Genomic DNA, 14763 nt, shown 5'->3' on the forward strand with positions numbered 1-14763 from the left:
TCAGAACAGCGCCTTGGCCGCGACGAGCGACCAGGTGCCGAGCGCACCGAACACCACCCAGCCGATCGGCGAGATGACGACGGCGCTGATCGCGATCAGGCCGCCCTCGACCAGGTCGGTCTTGCCCGCAAAGGCCGGCGCCGGCTCGTCGAAGTACATCGTCTTGACGATCTTGAGGTAATAGAAGGCACCGATCGTCGAGGCCGCGGCACCCACCGTGGCGAACGCGATCAGGCCCGAATGCATCGCGGCAATGAACACGCCCAGCTTGGCGAAGAAGCCGAGCAGCGGCGGAATGCCGGCGAGGCTGAACATGAAGATCGCCAGCGCCAGCGCCAGGCCCGGTCGCGTGCGCGACATGCCCGAAAGGCTGGCGATGGTCTCGACCTGCTCGCCCTGCTCGTCGCGCATCTGCAGCACCACCAGGAAGCTGCCGATCGTCATCACCACGTAGATCGCCATGTAGACGAGCACGCTCGCCACGCCTTCCTCGCCGCCGGCAGCAAGGCCGATCAGCGCGAAGCCGACATTGTTGATCGACGAATAGGCGAGCAGACGCTTGATGTTGGTCTGGCCGATCGCCGCGACCGCGCCGAAGATGATCGAGGCGAGCGAGGCGAAGATCACGATCTGGCGCCATTCGAGGATCGCGGGGCCCATCGCGTCAACCGCTACGCGCACCGCCATCGCCACCGCCGCCACCTTCGGTGCCGAGGCGAAATAGGCGGTGACCGGGGTCGGCGCGCCTTCATACACGTCCGGCGTCCACATGTGGAACGGCACGGCCGAGATCTTGAAGGCAAGACCGGCGAACACGAAGACCAGGCCGAACAGCAGGCCGGTATGCTGGCTGCCGCTGGTGGCGACGCTATAAGCATCGGCGATGCCGTCAAACAGCGTCGTGCCGGCGAAGCCATAGACCAGGCTGATGCCGTACAGCAGGATGCCCGAAGCCAGCGCGCCGAGCACGAAATACTTCAGGCCGGCTTCCGCCGAGCGCGTGTCCCGCCGCATGAAGCTGGCGAGGATGTAGGCCGAAAGGCTCTGCAATTCGAGGCCGACATAGAGGGTCAGCAGGTCGCCTGCCGAGACCATCATGCCCATGCCCACCGTGGAGAGCAGGATCAGCACCGGATATTCCGGACGCAGATCCTCGCCCGAGGTGCGCTGGAAGAAGCCCGGCGCGACCAGGATCGATACCGCCGCGGCGACATAGATCACCACCTTGGCGAAGGTCGCGAAGGCGTCCGCGCGGAACAGGCCGCCGAACGCGACGCCGCCGGTGGAGGCAGGGCCCGCCAGCGCGATGCCGGCACCGGCGAGCAGCGCCACCGAGGCCCAGCTCACCAGCTTGGTCGATGCCTGGCCACCCCAGGCGGCGACCAGCATCAGGACGATCGAGCCCGCCGCGAGCACCAGCTCGGGCAGCGTCATGAGGAGTTGCGTGGAATAGGACATCAGTGCGCCCCCTCGTGCGCGGAGGCTTCATGGGCGGGTGCCGCCTGCGGCGAACCCGGCGTGGGCTTGGAGTCGCTGATCGACGCGGTGTGCGCGGCGCTATCGAGGCGCTGCGTCAGCCGCGCGACGTCGGCGTGCATCGGTGCGGTGAAGCTGGTCGGGTACACGCCCATCCACAGCACGACGGCGGCCAGCGCGACGAGCATCGCGACTTCGCGGCCGTCGAGGTCCGGCATCGCCTTCACATCGTCCTTGGTCAGGTCGCCCCACACCACCCGACGGAACAGGTAGAGCATATAGGCGGCGCCGAGGATGATGCCGGTGGTGCCGATCAGCGCGGTCCAGGTCGAGACCTGGTACACGCCGGCGAGGCTGAAGAATTCGCCGACGAAGTTGCTGGTGCCCGGCAGGCCGATCGAGGCCATGGTGAACAGCAGGAACAGCACGGCATAGCGCGGCATGTTGATCGCCAGACCGCCGTACCGGTCGATCTCGCGGGTGTGCAGGCGATCATAGATGATGCCGACGCACAGGAACAGCGCGCCCGAGACCACGCCGTGGCCCAGCATCACCATCATCGCACCGTCGATGCCGTTCGCGTTGAAGGCGAACAGACCCATGGTGACGATCGCCATGTGCGCGACTGACGAATAGGCGATCAGCTTCTTCATGTCGCTCTGCACGAGCGCGACGAGCGACGTGTAGACCACCGCGACGCAGGACAGCGCGAACACCAGCCCCATGAACTGCACCGACGCGACCGGGAACATCGGCAGCGAGAAGCGCAGGAAGCCATAGCCGCCGAGCTTCAGCAGCACGCCCGCCAGGATGACCGAGCCTGCGGTCGGCGCCTGCACGTGCGCGTCGGGAAGCCAGGTGTGGACGGGCCACATCGGCATCTTCACCGCGAACGAGGCGAAGAAGGCGAGCCACAGCCAGGTTTGCCAGCTGGCCGGGAAGTCATAGGCCATCAGGTACGGGATCGAGGTCGTGCCGGTCGTCAGCACCATCGCGATCATCGCGATCAGCATCAGCAGCGAGCCGAGCAGCGTGTACAGGAAGAACTTGTACGACGCGTAGATGCGGTTCACGCCGCCCCAGATGCCGATGATCAGGTACATCGGGATCAGGCCGCCTTCGAAGAAGACGTAGAACAGGAACAGGTCCTGCGCGGCGAAGGTGCCGATCATCAGCACTTCGGTCGCGAGAAACGCCGCCATGTACTCGGGCACGCGCTTGGTGACCGAGAGCCAGCTGGCCCCGATGCAGATCGGCATCAGGAACAGCGAGAGCTCGATCAGCAGGAAGGCGAAGCCGTCGATGCCGAGCGCCCAGGAGAACTCGACGCCGCCCATTTTGAACAGCGTGACATGCTCGACGAACTGCCATTGCGGGGCGCCGTCGCCATGCTGGAACTGGGTCCAGAGCCACGCGCCCAGCGCCAGATTGACCAGGGTCGCGAGGAGCGCGGTCCACCGCGCCCCCTGTGCACCGACGAACAGGCAGAGCACCGCGGCAATCGCGGGCACAGCGAGCAGGACGGAAAGGATCGGAAAGCCGGTCATTTGTCCATCACCTCGCAATGACCCAGGTGAGCGCGGCCGTGAGCCCGATCAGCATGACGAAGGCATAGGTGTAGAGATACCCCGATTGCAGCTTGACGGCTCCGAAGCTTCCGAACTGCACCAGGCGCGCCGCGCCGTTGGGGCCGAACCGGTCGATCGTCTGCTCGTCGCCGCGCTTCCAGAACAGCCGCCCGATGGCGAATGCGGGACGCACGAAGAGCAGGTTGTAGAGCTCGTCGAAATACCACTTGTTGAGCAGGAACAGATACAGCGGGCGCACCTGCTCGGCGAAGGCCGCCGGGAAGCCCGGCGAAACGATATACGCGAACACCGCGGTGCCCAGGCCCAGCAGCATCGCCACCGTGGCCGAGAGCTTCACCCACACCGGCACTGCATGCATCGCGTGCATCAGGTGCTCGTTGAAGGCCAGCGCGCCGTGCCAATAGGTCTCGCCCGCGCTCGGCTCGATGAAGAAGCCGTGGAAGACGAAGCCGGCGGCAACCGCACCGATCGACAGCAGGATCAGCGGGATCAGCATGACCAGCGGGCTCTCGTGCGGGTGGTAGCCCGCCGTGCCGTCGCCGTGATCGTGCGCGTGGTGATCGTCGTGGCCGTGCGCGGCGTGCGCATGGGCGTGATCGTCATGCGCTCGATCGTCATGACCATGGCCGTGCGCGTCGTGCACCGCGTGCTGGATGTGCTCGGAAGCGGCCCAGCGCGGCTTGCCGTGGAAGGTCAGGAATACCACGCGCCACGAGTAGAAGCTCGTCAGCAGCGCGACGACCACGCCGACCCAGAACACCCCGGTGTTGCCCGAGGCGAACGCCGCCTCGATGATCGCATCCTTCGAGTGGAAGCCGGCAAAGCCGAACGCCACGGGATTGCCGAACAGCGCGGGGATGCCGACGCCGGTGATCGCGAGCGTGCCCGCCATCATCGCCGTGTAGGTCAGCGGGATCTTCTTCCAGAGGCCGCCATAATAGCGCATGTCCTGCTCGTGGTGCATCGCATGGATCACCGAGCCGGCACCGAGGAACAGCAGCGCCTTGAAGAAGGCGTGCGTGAACAGGTGGAACATCGCCGCGCCGTACGCGCCGACGCCCGCTGCGAAGAACATGTAGCCGAGCTGCGAACAGGTCGAATAGGCGATCACGCGCTTGATGTCGGTTTGCGTCGTGCCGACGGTCGCGGCGAAGAAGCAGGTTGCCGCGCCGATCACCATCACGACGTGCATCGCGACCGCGCTCTGCTCGAACAGCGGCGACATGCGGCAGACCATGAACACGCCCGCGGTCACCATGGTGGCGGCGTGGATCAGCGCCGACACCGGGGTCGGGCCTTCCATCGCGTCCGGCAACCAGGTGTGCAGGCCGAGCTGGGCCGACTTGCCCATCGCGCCGACGAACAGCAGCAGGCAGAGCACCGTGATCGTGTCGAAGCGGTGGCCGAGGAAGCCGATCGTCGAACCCGCATGGCTCGGCGCCGCCGCCAGGATCGTCGGGATGTCGACGGTGCCGAACACCAGGAACACGCCGAAGATGCCGAGCATGAAGCCAAGGTCACCGACGCGGTTGACCACGAAGGCCTTGATCGCGGCGGCATTGGCGCTGGGCTTGCGGAACCAGAAGCCGATCAGCAGGTAGGACGCGAGGCCCACGCCTTCCCAGCCGAAGAACATCTGCACCAGGTTGTTCGCGGTCACGAGCATCAGCATCGCGAAGGTGAACAGCGACAGGTACGCGAAGAAGCGCGGCTGGTCCGGCTCCTCGCTCATATAGCCCCAGCTATAGAGGTGGACGAGCGCCGAGACGCTGGTGACCACCACCAGCATCACCGCGGTCAGCGCGTCGACGCGCAGTTCCCAGGCGAAGCTCATCGCGCCCGAAGTCATCCAGTGCAGCACCGGGGTCACCGTCGGCGCGGCCGAGCCGCTCAGGTACGAGAGGAAGATCGGCCAGGACAGGCCGCACGCCACGAACAGCGAGCCCGTGGTGAGGATCTTCGGGAGCGCGGCACCGAACGACTTGTTCACGAGCCCCGCAACGGCTGCCGCGAGGAGCGGCAGGAATACGATGATCAGAATGGACGACATCAGCCCTTCATCCGATTGACGTCGTCGACCGAAATCGTGCCGCGACCGCGGAAATAGATGACCAGGATGGCAAGGCCGATCGCGGCCTCACCGGCGGCGACGGTCAGCACGAACATCGCGAACACCTGGCCCACCAGGTCGTGCAGGAACGACGAGAAGGCGACGAAATTGAGGTTCACGGCCAGCAGGATGAGCTCGATCGCCATCAGGATGACGATCAGGTTCTTCCGGTTCATGAAGATGCCGAGCACCCCCATGGTGAACAGGATGGCCGAGACGACCAGATAATGGGTGAGCGAGATCACAGATCCATCCCCTGCCCGACTGCCGGGTTCATGTTGCGGGTGGCATCCTTGGCGCGGCGGGCGTTCTGGCGCGCAACATTCTGCGGCCGCACGTCGCTGCGCTTGCGGTAGGTCAGCACGATCGCACCGATCATCGCGACGAGCAGCACCAGGCCGGCGCCCTCGAACACGAACAGGTAGCGCGTGTAGAGCAGCGCACCGATCGCCTCGATGTTGGGCACGCCGTCCGCCACCGGGGCGACGCGGCGGCCGAGCGCCAGCGTGCCGGCGCTCCAGGCGCCCACCGCGACGATGATCTCGGCGACCAGCGCCAGCGCAAGCAGCGCGCCGACAGCCGCATACTTCATCACGCCCGCGCGGAGCTCCGTGAAATCGATGTCGAGCATCATCACGACGAACAGGAAGAGCACCGCGACCGCGCCGACATAGACGATCACCAGCAGCATGGCGATGAATTCGGCGCCCACGAGCACCATCAGGCCCGCGGCGTTGAAGAACGCCAGGATGAGCCAGAGGACGGAATGTACCGGGTTACGCGACAGGATCGTGCAGGCGCCGGAGACGCACACGATGATCGCGAACAGGTAAAAGGCGAGAAGCTGGATCACGGAATCGGATGGCCCCTTTGAATGGTGCGGCGCTTAACGGTACGGCGCGTCGGCGGCAAGGTTCGCCGCAATCGCGCGTTCCCAGCGATCGCCGTTCGCGAGCAGCTTATCCTTCTGATAAATCAGCTCTTCACGCGTTTCGGTGGAAAATTCGAAATTCGGCCCCTCGACGATCGCATCGACCGGACACGCTTCCTGGCACAGGCCGCAGTAAATGCACTTGGTCATGTCGATGTCGTAGCGCGTCGTGCGGCGGCTGCCGTCGTCGCGCGGTTCGGCCTCGATCGTGATCGCCAGCGCCGGGCACACCGCCTCGCACAGCTTGCACGCGATGCAGCGCTCTTCCCCATTGGGATAGCGACGCAGCGCATGCTCGCCGCGGAAGCGGGGCGAGAGCGGGTTCTTCTCGTACGGATAGTTGATCGTCGCCTTGGGCTTGAAGAAATACTTCAAGGTCAGGGCATGCGCCTTCACGAACTCCCAAAGAGTCCAGGTGCGAATGAAACTACCGACGCTCATGCGGGCACTCCAACCCGGGTCAGCATCAGGTACCCGGAAACGAGGAAGACGAAGAGAAGCGACAGCGGCAGGAAGATCTTCCAGCCCAGGCGCATCAGCTGGTCATAGCGATAGCGCGGGACGGTGGCCTTCACCCAGCTGAAGCAGAAGAAGAAGAACAGCATCTTGGCGAACAGCCAGAGAATGCCCGGTACGGCGTAGAGCGGCGCCCAGTCGAACGGCGGCAGATAGCCGCCCCAGAACAGCGTCGCGTTGAGCGCGCACATCAGGATGACGTTGGCGTACTCGCCCAGCCAGTAGAGCGCGAAGGCCATCGACGAATATTCGGTCTGATAGCCCGCGACCAGTTCCGACTCCGCTTCGGTGAGGTCGAACGGCGCGCGCTGCGTCTCGGCGAGCGACGAGATGAAGAACACGATCGCCATCGGGAACAGCAGCGGGTTGACGAAGTTGCCGTTGACGAAGCCGTAATAGCCCTTCTGCATCTCGACGATCGCGCCGAGATTGAACGAGCCGGCCCAGAGCACGACCGAGATCAGCACGAAACCGATCGAGACTTCGTAGCTCACCATCTGCGCGGCTGCGCGGATCGCCGAGTAGAACGGATATTTCGAGTTCGACGACCAGCCGGCGAGGATGATGCCGTACACGCCCAGCGACGAGGCCGCGAGCACATAGAGCAGGCCGACATTGATGTTCGACAGCGCGACGCCCGCCTGGAACGGCACCACCGCCCACACGATCAGCGCAACCGTGAAGGTGATGATCGGCGCGAGCAGGAACAGGCCCTTGTTCGCGCCCGACGGAATGATGGTTTCCTGCAGGAACACCTTCAGGCCGTCGGCGAAGGACTGCATCAGGCCGAGCGGGCCGACGACGTTCGGGCCGCGGCGCAGCGCCATCGCCGCCCAGATCTTGCGATCGGCGTAGATGATCATGGCGACGGCGAGCATCACCGGCAGCGCGATGACGAGGATGTCGATGACCGTGGCGACGGTCCAGGCCAGCTCGTACGGCAGGCCGAGATAGGTGAACCAGGAGGTCATTCTGCGGCCTCTGCGAAGTCTTCGCCATGGAGCAGTTCGGCCGAGCAGCGCTGCATCGTCGGCGACGCACGGCAGATGGCGTTGGTGAGATAGAAGTCGGCGATCGGATAGGTCACCGGACCCGAAGCCTGGCTAGCCAGCGAGGGCGGGTTCCATGCGTATTCGGCCAAGCCTTCTTGGCCGAGCGCCGGAACCTCGCTCGCCATCGCGGCGCGCAGTTCGTCGAAGCTGTCGAACGGCAGCGTGCGGCCGAGCTTCTCGGAGAGCGCGCGCAGGATCGTCCAGTCCTCGCGCGCCTCGCCCGGTGCGAACACCGCACGATCGGCGCGCTGCACGCGGCCTTCCAGGTTCACATAGGTGCCCGGCTTCTCGGCATAGGTGGCGCCCGGCAGGATCACATCGGCATGATGCGCGCCCTGGTCGCCGTGGTGGCCGATATAGACCTTGAAGCTATTGGCGAACTTCGAGAAGTCCACCTCGTCGGCGCCCAGGAAGAAGGCGAGCTTCGGCGCGGCCCCGACGATGTCGGCAATGCCGCCCTTCTGCGCATAGCCGAGCATCAGGCCGGCCATCCGCGCCGCCGCGGTGTGGACGACGTTGAAGCCGTTCCAGGCCGCCTCGGTCTCGGTCGCGGCGCGCTGGAACGCACCCGCGATCGCGAGCGCGGCGCCATGGCCGTTCTTGAGCGCGCCCGGGCCGAGGATCAGCGCCGGCTTCTTGGCATTGTCGATCGCCTGGGCAAGGTTCTCCGGCAGGCTGTTGAGCAGCCCCAGATCGTCGCCCAGCCACTCGACCTTGTAGGTCAGGTCGACCTGCGGCCCGATCGCGAACACCTTGGCGCCGCGCTTGATCGCCTTGCGCACGCGGGTGTTCACCAGCGGCGCTTCCCAGCGCAGGTTGGTGCCGACCAGCAGGATCGCATCGGCCTCTTCAAGCGCCGCGATGGTGGTGTTGAACGCCACCGCCGACAGGCTCGACGTGTCATAGGCCATGCCGGTCTGGCGGCCTTCGAGCAGGTCCGAACCGAACGCCTTCACCAGCGCCTTGGCGGCATACATGGTCTCGGCATCGAGCAGATCGCCGGCGATCGCCGCGACGCTCGAGCCGGCATTGGCGGCCACCGCTGCCACGGCGTCGAACGCTTCTTCCCACGTCGCCGGGACCAGCTTGCCGTCCTTGCGGACGAACGGGCGGTCGAGACGGCGGCGGACCAGCGCGTCGACATGGTAGCGGGTCTTGTCGTGCGCCCACTCCTCGTTCACGTCCTCATTGATGCGCGGCAGGACGCGCATCACCTGACGGCCACGGCTGTCGAGGCGGATGTTGGTGCCGACCGCGTCCATCACGTCGATCGACAGGTTCCGCTTGAGCTCCCAGGGGCGATATTCGAACGCGACCGGCTTGTGGGTCAGCGCACCGACCGGACACAGGTCCGCGACATTGCCCGAAAGCTCGCTCTTGAACGCCTTTTCGAGATAGGTCGTGATCTGCATGTTCTCGCCGCGATAGATCGCGCCGATATCCTCCACGCCGGCCACTTCCTCGCCGAAGCGAACGCAGCGGGTGCACTGGATGCAGCGGGTCATCACCGTCTTGATGATGGGGCCCATGTACTTTTCGGTGACCGCGCGCTTGTTTTCCTCATAGCGCGACTGGCCACGACCATAGGCGACCGACTGGTCCTGCAGGTCGCACTCGCCGCCCTGATCGCAGATCGGGCAATCGAGCGGGTGGTTGATCAGCAGGAATTCCATCACGCCTTCGCGCGCGGCCTTCACCATCGGGCTGTCGGTGCGGATTTCCTGATTGTCGGCGGCCGGCAGCGCGCACGAAGCCTGGGGCTTGGGCGGTCCGGGCTTCACCTCGACCAGGCACATGCGGCAATTGCCGGCGATGCTCAGCCGTTCATGATAGCAGAAACGCGGAATCTCCTTGCCCGCGGCCTCGCAGGCCTGGAGCACGGTGGCGCCCTGCGGCACCTCGACTTCGATTCCGTCAACCTTGAGCTTGGGCATTACTCTGCCGCCTCTTGCATGGTTTCAAGGCCACCCGAACGGCGCTCGTTGATACGGCGCTCCATTTCCGGGCGGAAATGCTTGATCAGGCCCTGGATCGGCCACGCGGCTGCGTCGCCGAGCGCGCAGATGGTGTGGCCTTCGACCTGCTTGGTCACCTGGTGCAGCGTGTCGATCTCGCTGATGTCGGCGTCGCCGGTGCGCATCCGCTCCATCACGCGCCACATCCAGCCGGTGCCTTCGCGGCACGGGGTGCACTGGCCGCAGCTCTCATGCTTGTAGAAGTAGCTGAGACGGCTGATCGCGCGGACGATGTCGGTCGACTTGTCCATCACGATCACCGCGGCGGTGCCGAGGCCCGAGCCGACTGCCTTGAGGCCGTCGAAGTCCATCGCGCAGTCCATGATCTGGGCTGCCGGCACCAGCGGCACCGACGAACCGCCCGGGATCACCGCGAGCAGATTGTCCCAGCCGCCGCGGATGCCGCCGCAATGCTTCTCGATCAGCTCGCGGAAGGAGATCGACATCGATTCCTCGACCACGCAGGGCTTCTCGACATGACCCGAGATCTGGAAGAGCTTGGTGCCCTTGTTGTTCTCGGCGCCGAAGCTGGCGAACCATTCGGGGCTGCGGCGCAGGATCGTCGGTGCGACCGCGATCGATTCGACGTTGTTGACCGTGGTCGGGCAGCCATAGAGGCCCGCACCCGCCGGGAACGGCGGCTTGAGGCGCGGCTGGCCCTTCTTGCCTTCCAGGCTCTCGATCATCGCGGTCTCTTCGCCGCAGATATAGGCGCCGGCGCCGCGATGGACGAAGACGTCGAAGTCATAGCCCGAACCGCAGGCATTCTTGCCCACCAGCCCCGCCGCGTAGGCCTCGGCGACCGCCGCGAACAGCGTTTCGGCCTCACGGATATATTCGCCGCGAATGTAGATGTACGCCGCCCGCGCGCGCATCGCGAAGCCCGCGACCAGCGCGCCTTCGATCAGCAGGTGCGGATCGTGGCGGATGATCTCGCGGTCCTTGCACGAACCGGGCTCGGACTCGTCGGCGTTGATGACGAGGAAGCTCGGACGCTCGGGCGTCGGGTTCTTCGGCATGAAGCTCCACTTCATGCCCGTCGGGAAGCCGGCGCCGCCACGCCCGCGCAGGCCCGAGGCCTTGATGCGGTCGATGATGGTGTCCTGCCCAAGCTCCAGCAGCGCCTTCGTGTTATCCCACGCGCCGCGCGCACGCGCCGCGTCGAGATGCCACGACTGGTAGCCGTAGAGATTGGTGAAGATGCGGTCCTTGTCCTGAAGCACCTTAGCGTCCCTTCCCGACCAGCTTCTGTACGAACAGATAGAAGACTACGGCCAGACCGATCAGGACCAGCGTCCCGATCAAGTTAAATGCAAGCTTGAGCACCCAGCCGAGCACGACGATGCCGCCGATAATGGCCAGGATGGTGACGATGAGGCTGTTGCCCCGCATCACCATTCGCCCCGATAGTCATGGTTCTCGTTCACCATCGCGGTGAGCGTCGTCGGACCGCCGAGCGGCTCGACGGTGTGGCGGCCCGGCTCCTGCGTGCCGGTCTTGGGGCTCTCGCCCTTGGCCAGCGCGTCGAGGATCGACAGCGTGCGATTATAATCGAGATCTTCGAAATTGTCGTCGTTGATCTGCACCATCGGCGCCGACGAGCAATTGCCCATGCACTCGACCTCGGTGAGCGTGAACAGCCCGTCCGCGGTGGTGTGGCCCTTCTTCAGCCCGCGCGACTTGCACGCGGCCATCACGTCGTCCGACCCGCGCAGCATGCACGGCGTCGTGCCGCAGACCTGCACATGGTAGCGGCCGACCGGCACCAGATTGAACATGGTGTAGAAGGTCGCGACCTCGAACACGCGGATATAGGGCATGTCCAGTTCGCGGGCGACGAACTCGATCACCGGAACCGGAAGCCAGCCCTGCGTGTTCGTCTCGGCACCCACCTGGCGCTGCGCCAGGTCGAGGAACGGGATGGTGCACGACATCTGGCGACCCGCCGGATAGCGCGCCATGATCTCGCGTGCCTTCTCGGCATTGGCCGGCGTCCAGGCGAAAGCGCCCCAGCGCGCGCGCACTTCGGCTTCGTCGGGGAGTTGAGGAGCGTCAGCCATCAGCGGTCACATTCACCGAAAACGATATCCATGGCGCCCAGGATGGCGGTGATGTCCGCCAGCATGTGCCCCTTGGACATGAAGTCCATCGCCTGCAGGTGGCTGAACGCGGTCGGGCGCACCTTGCAGCGATAGGGTTTGTTGGTGCCGTCGGACACCAGATACACGCCGAACTCGCCCTTGGGGCTTTCGGTCGCGACATACACTTCGCCCGCCGGCACGTGATAGCCTTCGGTGAAGAGCTTGAAGTGATGGATCAGCGCTTCCATCGACTGCTTCATCTCGCCGCGCTTGGGCGCGCCGACCTTGCGGTCGAGCGTCAGGACCGGGCCTTCCGGCATGTCCTGGATGCACTGCTTGATGATGCGCGCCGACTGGTAGACTTCCTCGACGCGGACCATGAAGCGATCATAGCAATCGCCGCGGGTGCCGACCGGGATCTCGAAGTCGACGCGGTCGTACACGTCATAGGGCTGCGAACGGCGGATATCCCAGGGGATGCCGGCGGCGCGGATCATCGGGCCGGAGAAGCCCCACTTGATCGCGTCCTCGCGGCTCACCGTAGCGATGTCGACGTTGCGCTGCTTGAAGATGCGGTTCTCGGCGACCAGGCTGATCGCGTCGCCGAACAGCCGCGGCAGGCGCGTGTCGAGCCATTCCGCGATGTCGTTCAGCAGCTTGACCGGCACGTCCTGGCGAACCCCGCCGACGCGGTAATAGTTCGAGTGCATGCGCGCACCCGAGGCCCGCTCGAAGAAGTTCAGGCAGTCCTCCCGGATCTCGAACATCCACAGGTTCGGCGTCATCGCGCCGACGTCCATGACGTGCGAACCCAGGTTCAGCATGTGATTGCAGATGCGGGTCAGCTCGGCGAACAGCACGCGCAGATACTGGCCGCGCAGCGGCACCTCGAGATCGAGCAGCTTCTCGACCGCGAGCACATAGCTGTGCTCCATCGCCAGCGGCGAGCAGTAATCGAAGCGATCGAAGTACGGCAGCGCCTGCGTGTAGGTCTTGTACTCGATCAGCTTCTCGGTGCCGCGGTGGAGCAGGCCGACATGCGGATCGATGCGCTCGATGATCTCGCCGTCCAGTTCGGTGACGAGACGGAGCACGCCGTGCGCCGCGGGATGCTGCGGGCCGAAGTTGATCGTGTAGTTCGCGATCGAAGTATCGCCCGTCGCCGGGTCGATCTCGCGCTCGGGGATCTTGACTGCGGTATCGGTCATCACTTCTGCCCCTCGCCCTTGGCCGGGACATCCGGATCCTTGGGCTTCTCGCCGGGCTGGTTGCCCGGGTGCGGCTGACCGGCGCCGGTCTGGGCCGTGTTCTCGCTGGTCTTGGTGTCCTTGCCCTGCGCAGCCTGGCTCGCGGCCGGCGTCGCGTCGGCCTTGGCGACCTGTGCGGCGGTAGCCGGGGTCGGCGCACCCTTGGCCTCGGGCTGCGGCGCTTTCTCGTCGCCCGGGAGGACGTACTTGGCGCCTTCCCACGGGCTCATGAAGTCGAAGTTGCGGAAGTCCTGGGTCAGGCTGACCGGCTCATAGACCACGCGCTTCGCCTCTTCCGAGTAGCGCACCTCGACATACCCGGTCATCGGGAAGTCCTTGCGCAGCGGATGGCCCTGGAAACCGTAATCGGTCAGGATGCGGCGGAGGTCGTCATTGCCCGAGAACAGCACGCCGTACATGTCGTACGTCTCGCGCTCGAGCCAGCCCGCCACCGGCCAGATGTCCGTCACGCTCGGCACCGGCTTCTCTTCGTCGGTGGTGACGCGGACGCGGATCCGGTGGTTCCGGGTGAACGAGAGCAGCTGGTAGACGACATCGAAGCGCTCGGCACGCTGCGGATAGTCGACGCCGGCGATCTCGCTGAGCTGCTGGTACTCCAGGCCCGGCGTGTCGCGCAGCGCGATCATCGCGTCGCACAGCTTCTCGCGGACGACGGTGAGCGACACCTCGCCCACTGCATCCTTCGCCTCGACCAGCATGTCACCGAGCGCGGCCTTGGCCGCCTCGATCACGCCGTCGTTTGCGGCATAGTGGGGAGCCGGCGCCCTCACCGGTCCAGGCTCCCGATGCGGCGGATCTTCCGCTGCAGCTGCATCACGCCATAGAGCAAGGCCTCGGCGGTCGGCGGGCAGCCGGGGACGTAGATGTCCACGGGCACCACGCGATCGCAGCCGCGGACGACGCTGTAGCTATAGTGGTAATAGCCGCCGCCATTGGCGCAGCTGCCCATCGAAATCACGTATTTCGGTTCCGACATCTGGTCATAGACCCGGCGCAGCGCCGGGGCCATCTTGTTGCACAGCGTGCCCGCGACGATCATCACGTCCGACTGGCGCGGAGAGGCCCGCGGGGCGGCGCCGAACCGCTCCATGTCGTAGCGCGGCATGTTGACGTGGATCATCTCCACCGCGCAGCACGCCAGGCCGAAGGTCATCCACCACAGCGAGCCGGTACGGGCCCACTGGAACAGCTCCTCGGTGGAGGTGACCAGGAAACCCTTGTCCGAAATCTCGGCATTGATGTCGTTCAGGAAACCGACGTCCGGGAGCGTACCGGCCGGAGGCGCCGACGAAAGCTCTACTCCCATTCCAGGGCTCCCTTCTTCCACGCATAAATCAGGCCGAGCGCCAGCTCGGCAACGAAGATCATCATCGAGAACCAGGCCGTCCAGCCCAGCTTGAACACGCTCACCGCCCACGGATACAGGAAGGCTGCTTCCAGATCGAACACGATGAACAGGATCGCGACGAGGTAGAAGCGCACGTCGAACTGGCTGCGCGAATCCTCGAAGGCGGGGAAGCCGCACTCATATTCGGTGAGCTTTTCCGGCGTCGGCTTGTTCGTGCCGGTGAGGCGCGACACGAGCATCGGCAGGAACACGAACGTGCCCGAGAGCAACAGGGCGATCCCGAGGAATATCAGGATCGGCAGATATTGTGACAGGTCGACCAATGGCCTTCTCTTCTCGCGACTGCGGAATCTTGAGCGGCTTCTAGGACCATGATC

Annotated in this window: 15 protein-coding genes; all 15 read right to left on the reverse strand. The window is 65.2% G+C overall.

Annotated features, from left to right (window positions below; translation table 11 throughout):
* From nuoN to ABIC65_RS03985, 15 genes are read right to left on the reverse strand one after another with little or no spacing between them, the layout of a single operon-like run.
* The gene (nuoN, locus tag ABIC65_RS03915) at positions 1-1458 is read right to left on the reverse strand and encodes an NADH-quinone oxidoreductase subunit NuoN (RefSeq protein WP_354306896.1); all 1458 of its coding nucleotides are present in this window, start codon (positions 1456-1458) and stop codon (positions 1-3) included.
* A complete protein-coding gene (locus tag ABIC65_RS03920; RefSeq protein ID WP_354306898.1) occupies positions 1458-3023 on the reverse strand; it encodes an NADH-quinone oxidoreductase subunit M in 1566 nt (521 codons plus the stop codon). The genes nuoN and ABIC65_RS03920 overlap by 1 nt, the downstream gene beginning before the upstream one ends.
* 7 nt (positions 3024-3030) lie before the next feature.
* Positions 3031-5115 carry an NADH-quinone oxidoreductase subunit L gene (nuoL, locus tag ABIC65_RS03925; protein ID WP_354306900.1) on the reverse strand — a complete coding sequence of 695 codons (2085 nt, stop codon included), beginning with the start codon at positions 5113-5115 and terminating at the stop codon, positions 3031-3033.
* Positions 5115-5420: an NADH-quinone oxidoreductase subunit NuoK gene (gene nuoK, locus ABIC65_RS03930; RefSeq protein ID WP_064312147.1), complete on the reverse strand. Its 306-nt coding sequence runs from the start codon at positions 5418-5420 to the stop codon at positions 5115-5117. The genes nuoL and nuoK overlap by 1 nt, the downstream gene beginning before the upstream one ends.
* On the reverse strand, positions 5417-6028 hold the full coding sequence (locus ABIC65_RS03935; protein ID WP_354306902.1) for an NADH-quinone oxidoreductase subunit J: 612 nt from the start codon (positions 6026-6028) through the stop codon (positions 5417-5419). The genes nuoK and ABIC65_RS03935 overlap by 4 nt, the downstream gene beginning before the upstream one ends.
* Positions 6029-6061: 33 nt before the next feature.
* Positions 6062-6547, reverse strand: a complete 486-nt coding sequence (nuoI, locus tag ABIC65_RS03940) for an NADH-quinone oxidoreductase subunit NuoI (protein ID WP_066718225.1) — start codon at positions 6545-6547, stop codon at positions 6062-6064.
* Positions 6544-7593: an NADH-quinone oxidoreductase subunit NuoH gene (gene nuoH, locus ABIC65_RS03945; protein WP_354306904.1), complete on the reverse strand. Its 1050-nt coding sequence runs from the start codon at positions 7591-7593 to the stop codon at positions 6544-6546. Before nuoH ends, nuoI begins: the two co-directional genes overlap by 4 nt.
* Positions 7590-9608 (reverse strand): NADH-quinone oxidoreductase subunit NuoG, encoded by a 2019-nt coding sequence (nuoG, locus tag ABIC65_RS03950; protein ID WP_354306906.1) that lies wholly within the window; start codon positions 9606-9608, stop codon positions 7590-7592. The genes nuoH and nuoG overlap by 4 nt, the downstream gene beginning before the upstream one ends.
* A complete protein-coding gene (nuoF, locus tag ABIC65_RS03955; RefSeq protein WP_354306908.1) occupies positions 9608-10912 on the reverse strand; it encodes an NADH-quinone oxidoreductase subunit NuoF in 1305 nt (434 codons plus the stop codon). Before nuoF ends, nuoG begins: the two co-directional genes overlap by 1 nt.
* A gap of 1 nt (position 10913) precedes the next feature.
* Entirely contained in the window at positions 10914-11087 is a 174-nt protein-coding gene (locus tag ABIC65_RS03960) for a hypothetical protein (protein WP_313534912.1), read from the reverse strand.
* A complete protein-coding gene (locus tag ABIC65_RS03965) occupies positions 11081-11749 on the reverse strand; it encodes a complex I 24 kDa subunit family protein (protein ID WP_354306910.1) in 669 nt (222 codons plus the stop codon). The genes ABIC65_RS03960 and ABIC65_RS03965 overlap by 7 nt, the downstream gene beginning before the upstream one ends.
* Positions 11749-12978 carry an NADH-quinone oxidoreductase subunit D gene (locus ABIC65_RS03970; RefSeq protein ID WP_064312154.1) on the reverse strand — a complete coding sequence of 410 codons (1230 nt, stop codon included), beginning with the start codon at positions 12976-12978 and terminating at the stop codon, positions 11749-11751. Before ABIC65_RS03970 ends, ABIC65_RS03965 begins: the two co-directional genes overlap by 1 nt.
* Entirely contained in the window at positions 12978-13808 is an 831-nt protein-coding gene (locus tag ABIC65_RS03975; protein WP_354306912.1) for an NADH-quinone oxidoreductase subunit C, read from the reverse strand. Before ABIC65_RS03975 ends, ABIC65_RS03970 begins: the two co-directional genes overlap by 1 nt.
* A complete protein-coding gene (locus tag ABIC65_RS03980; protein ID WP_064312156.1) occupies positions 13805-14344 on the reverse strand; it encodes a NuoB/complex I 20 kDa subunit family protein in 540 nt (179 codons plus the stop codon). The genes ABIC65_RS03975 and ABIC65_RS03980 overlap by 4 nt, the downstream gene beginning before the upstream one ends.
* Positions 14335-14709, reverse strand: a complete 375-nt coding sequence (locus ABIC65_RS03985; protein WP_084580718.1) for an NADH-quinone oxidoreductase subunit A — start codon at positions 14707-14709, stop codon at positions 14335-14337. Before ABIC65_RS03985 ends, ABIC65_RS03980 begins: the two co-directional genes overlap by 10 nt.
* Positions 14710-14763: the final 54 nt, after the last annotated feature.

This window comes from Sphingomonas trueperi, assembly GCF_040545665.1.
In the GTDB taxonomy this organism is placed as follows: Bacteria; Pseudomonadota; Alphaproteobacteria; order Sphingomonadales; family Sphingomonadaceae; genus Sphingomonas; species Sphingomonas trueperi_B.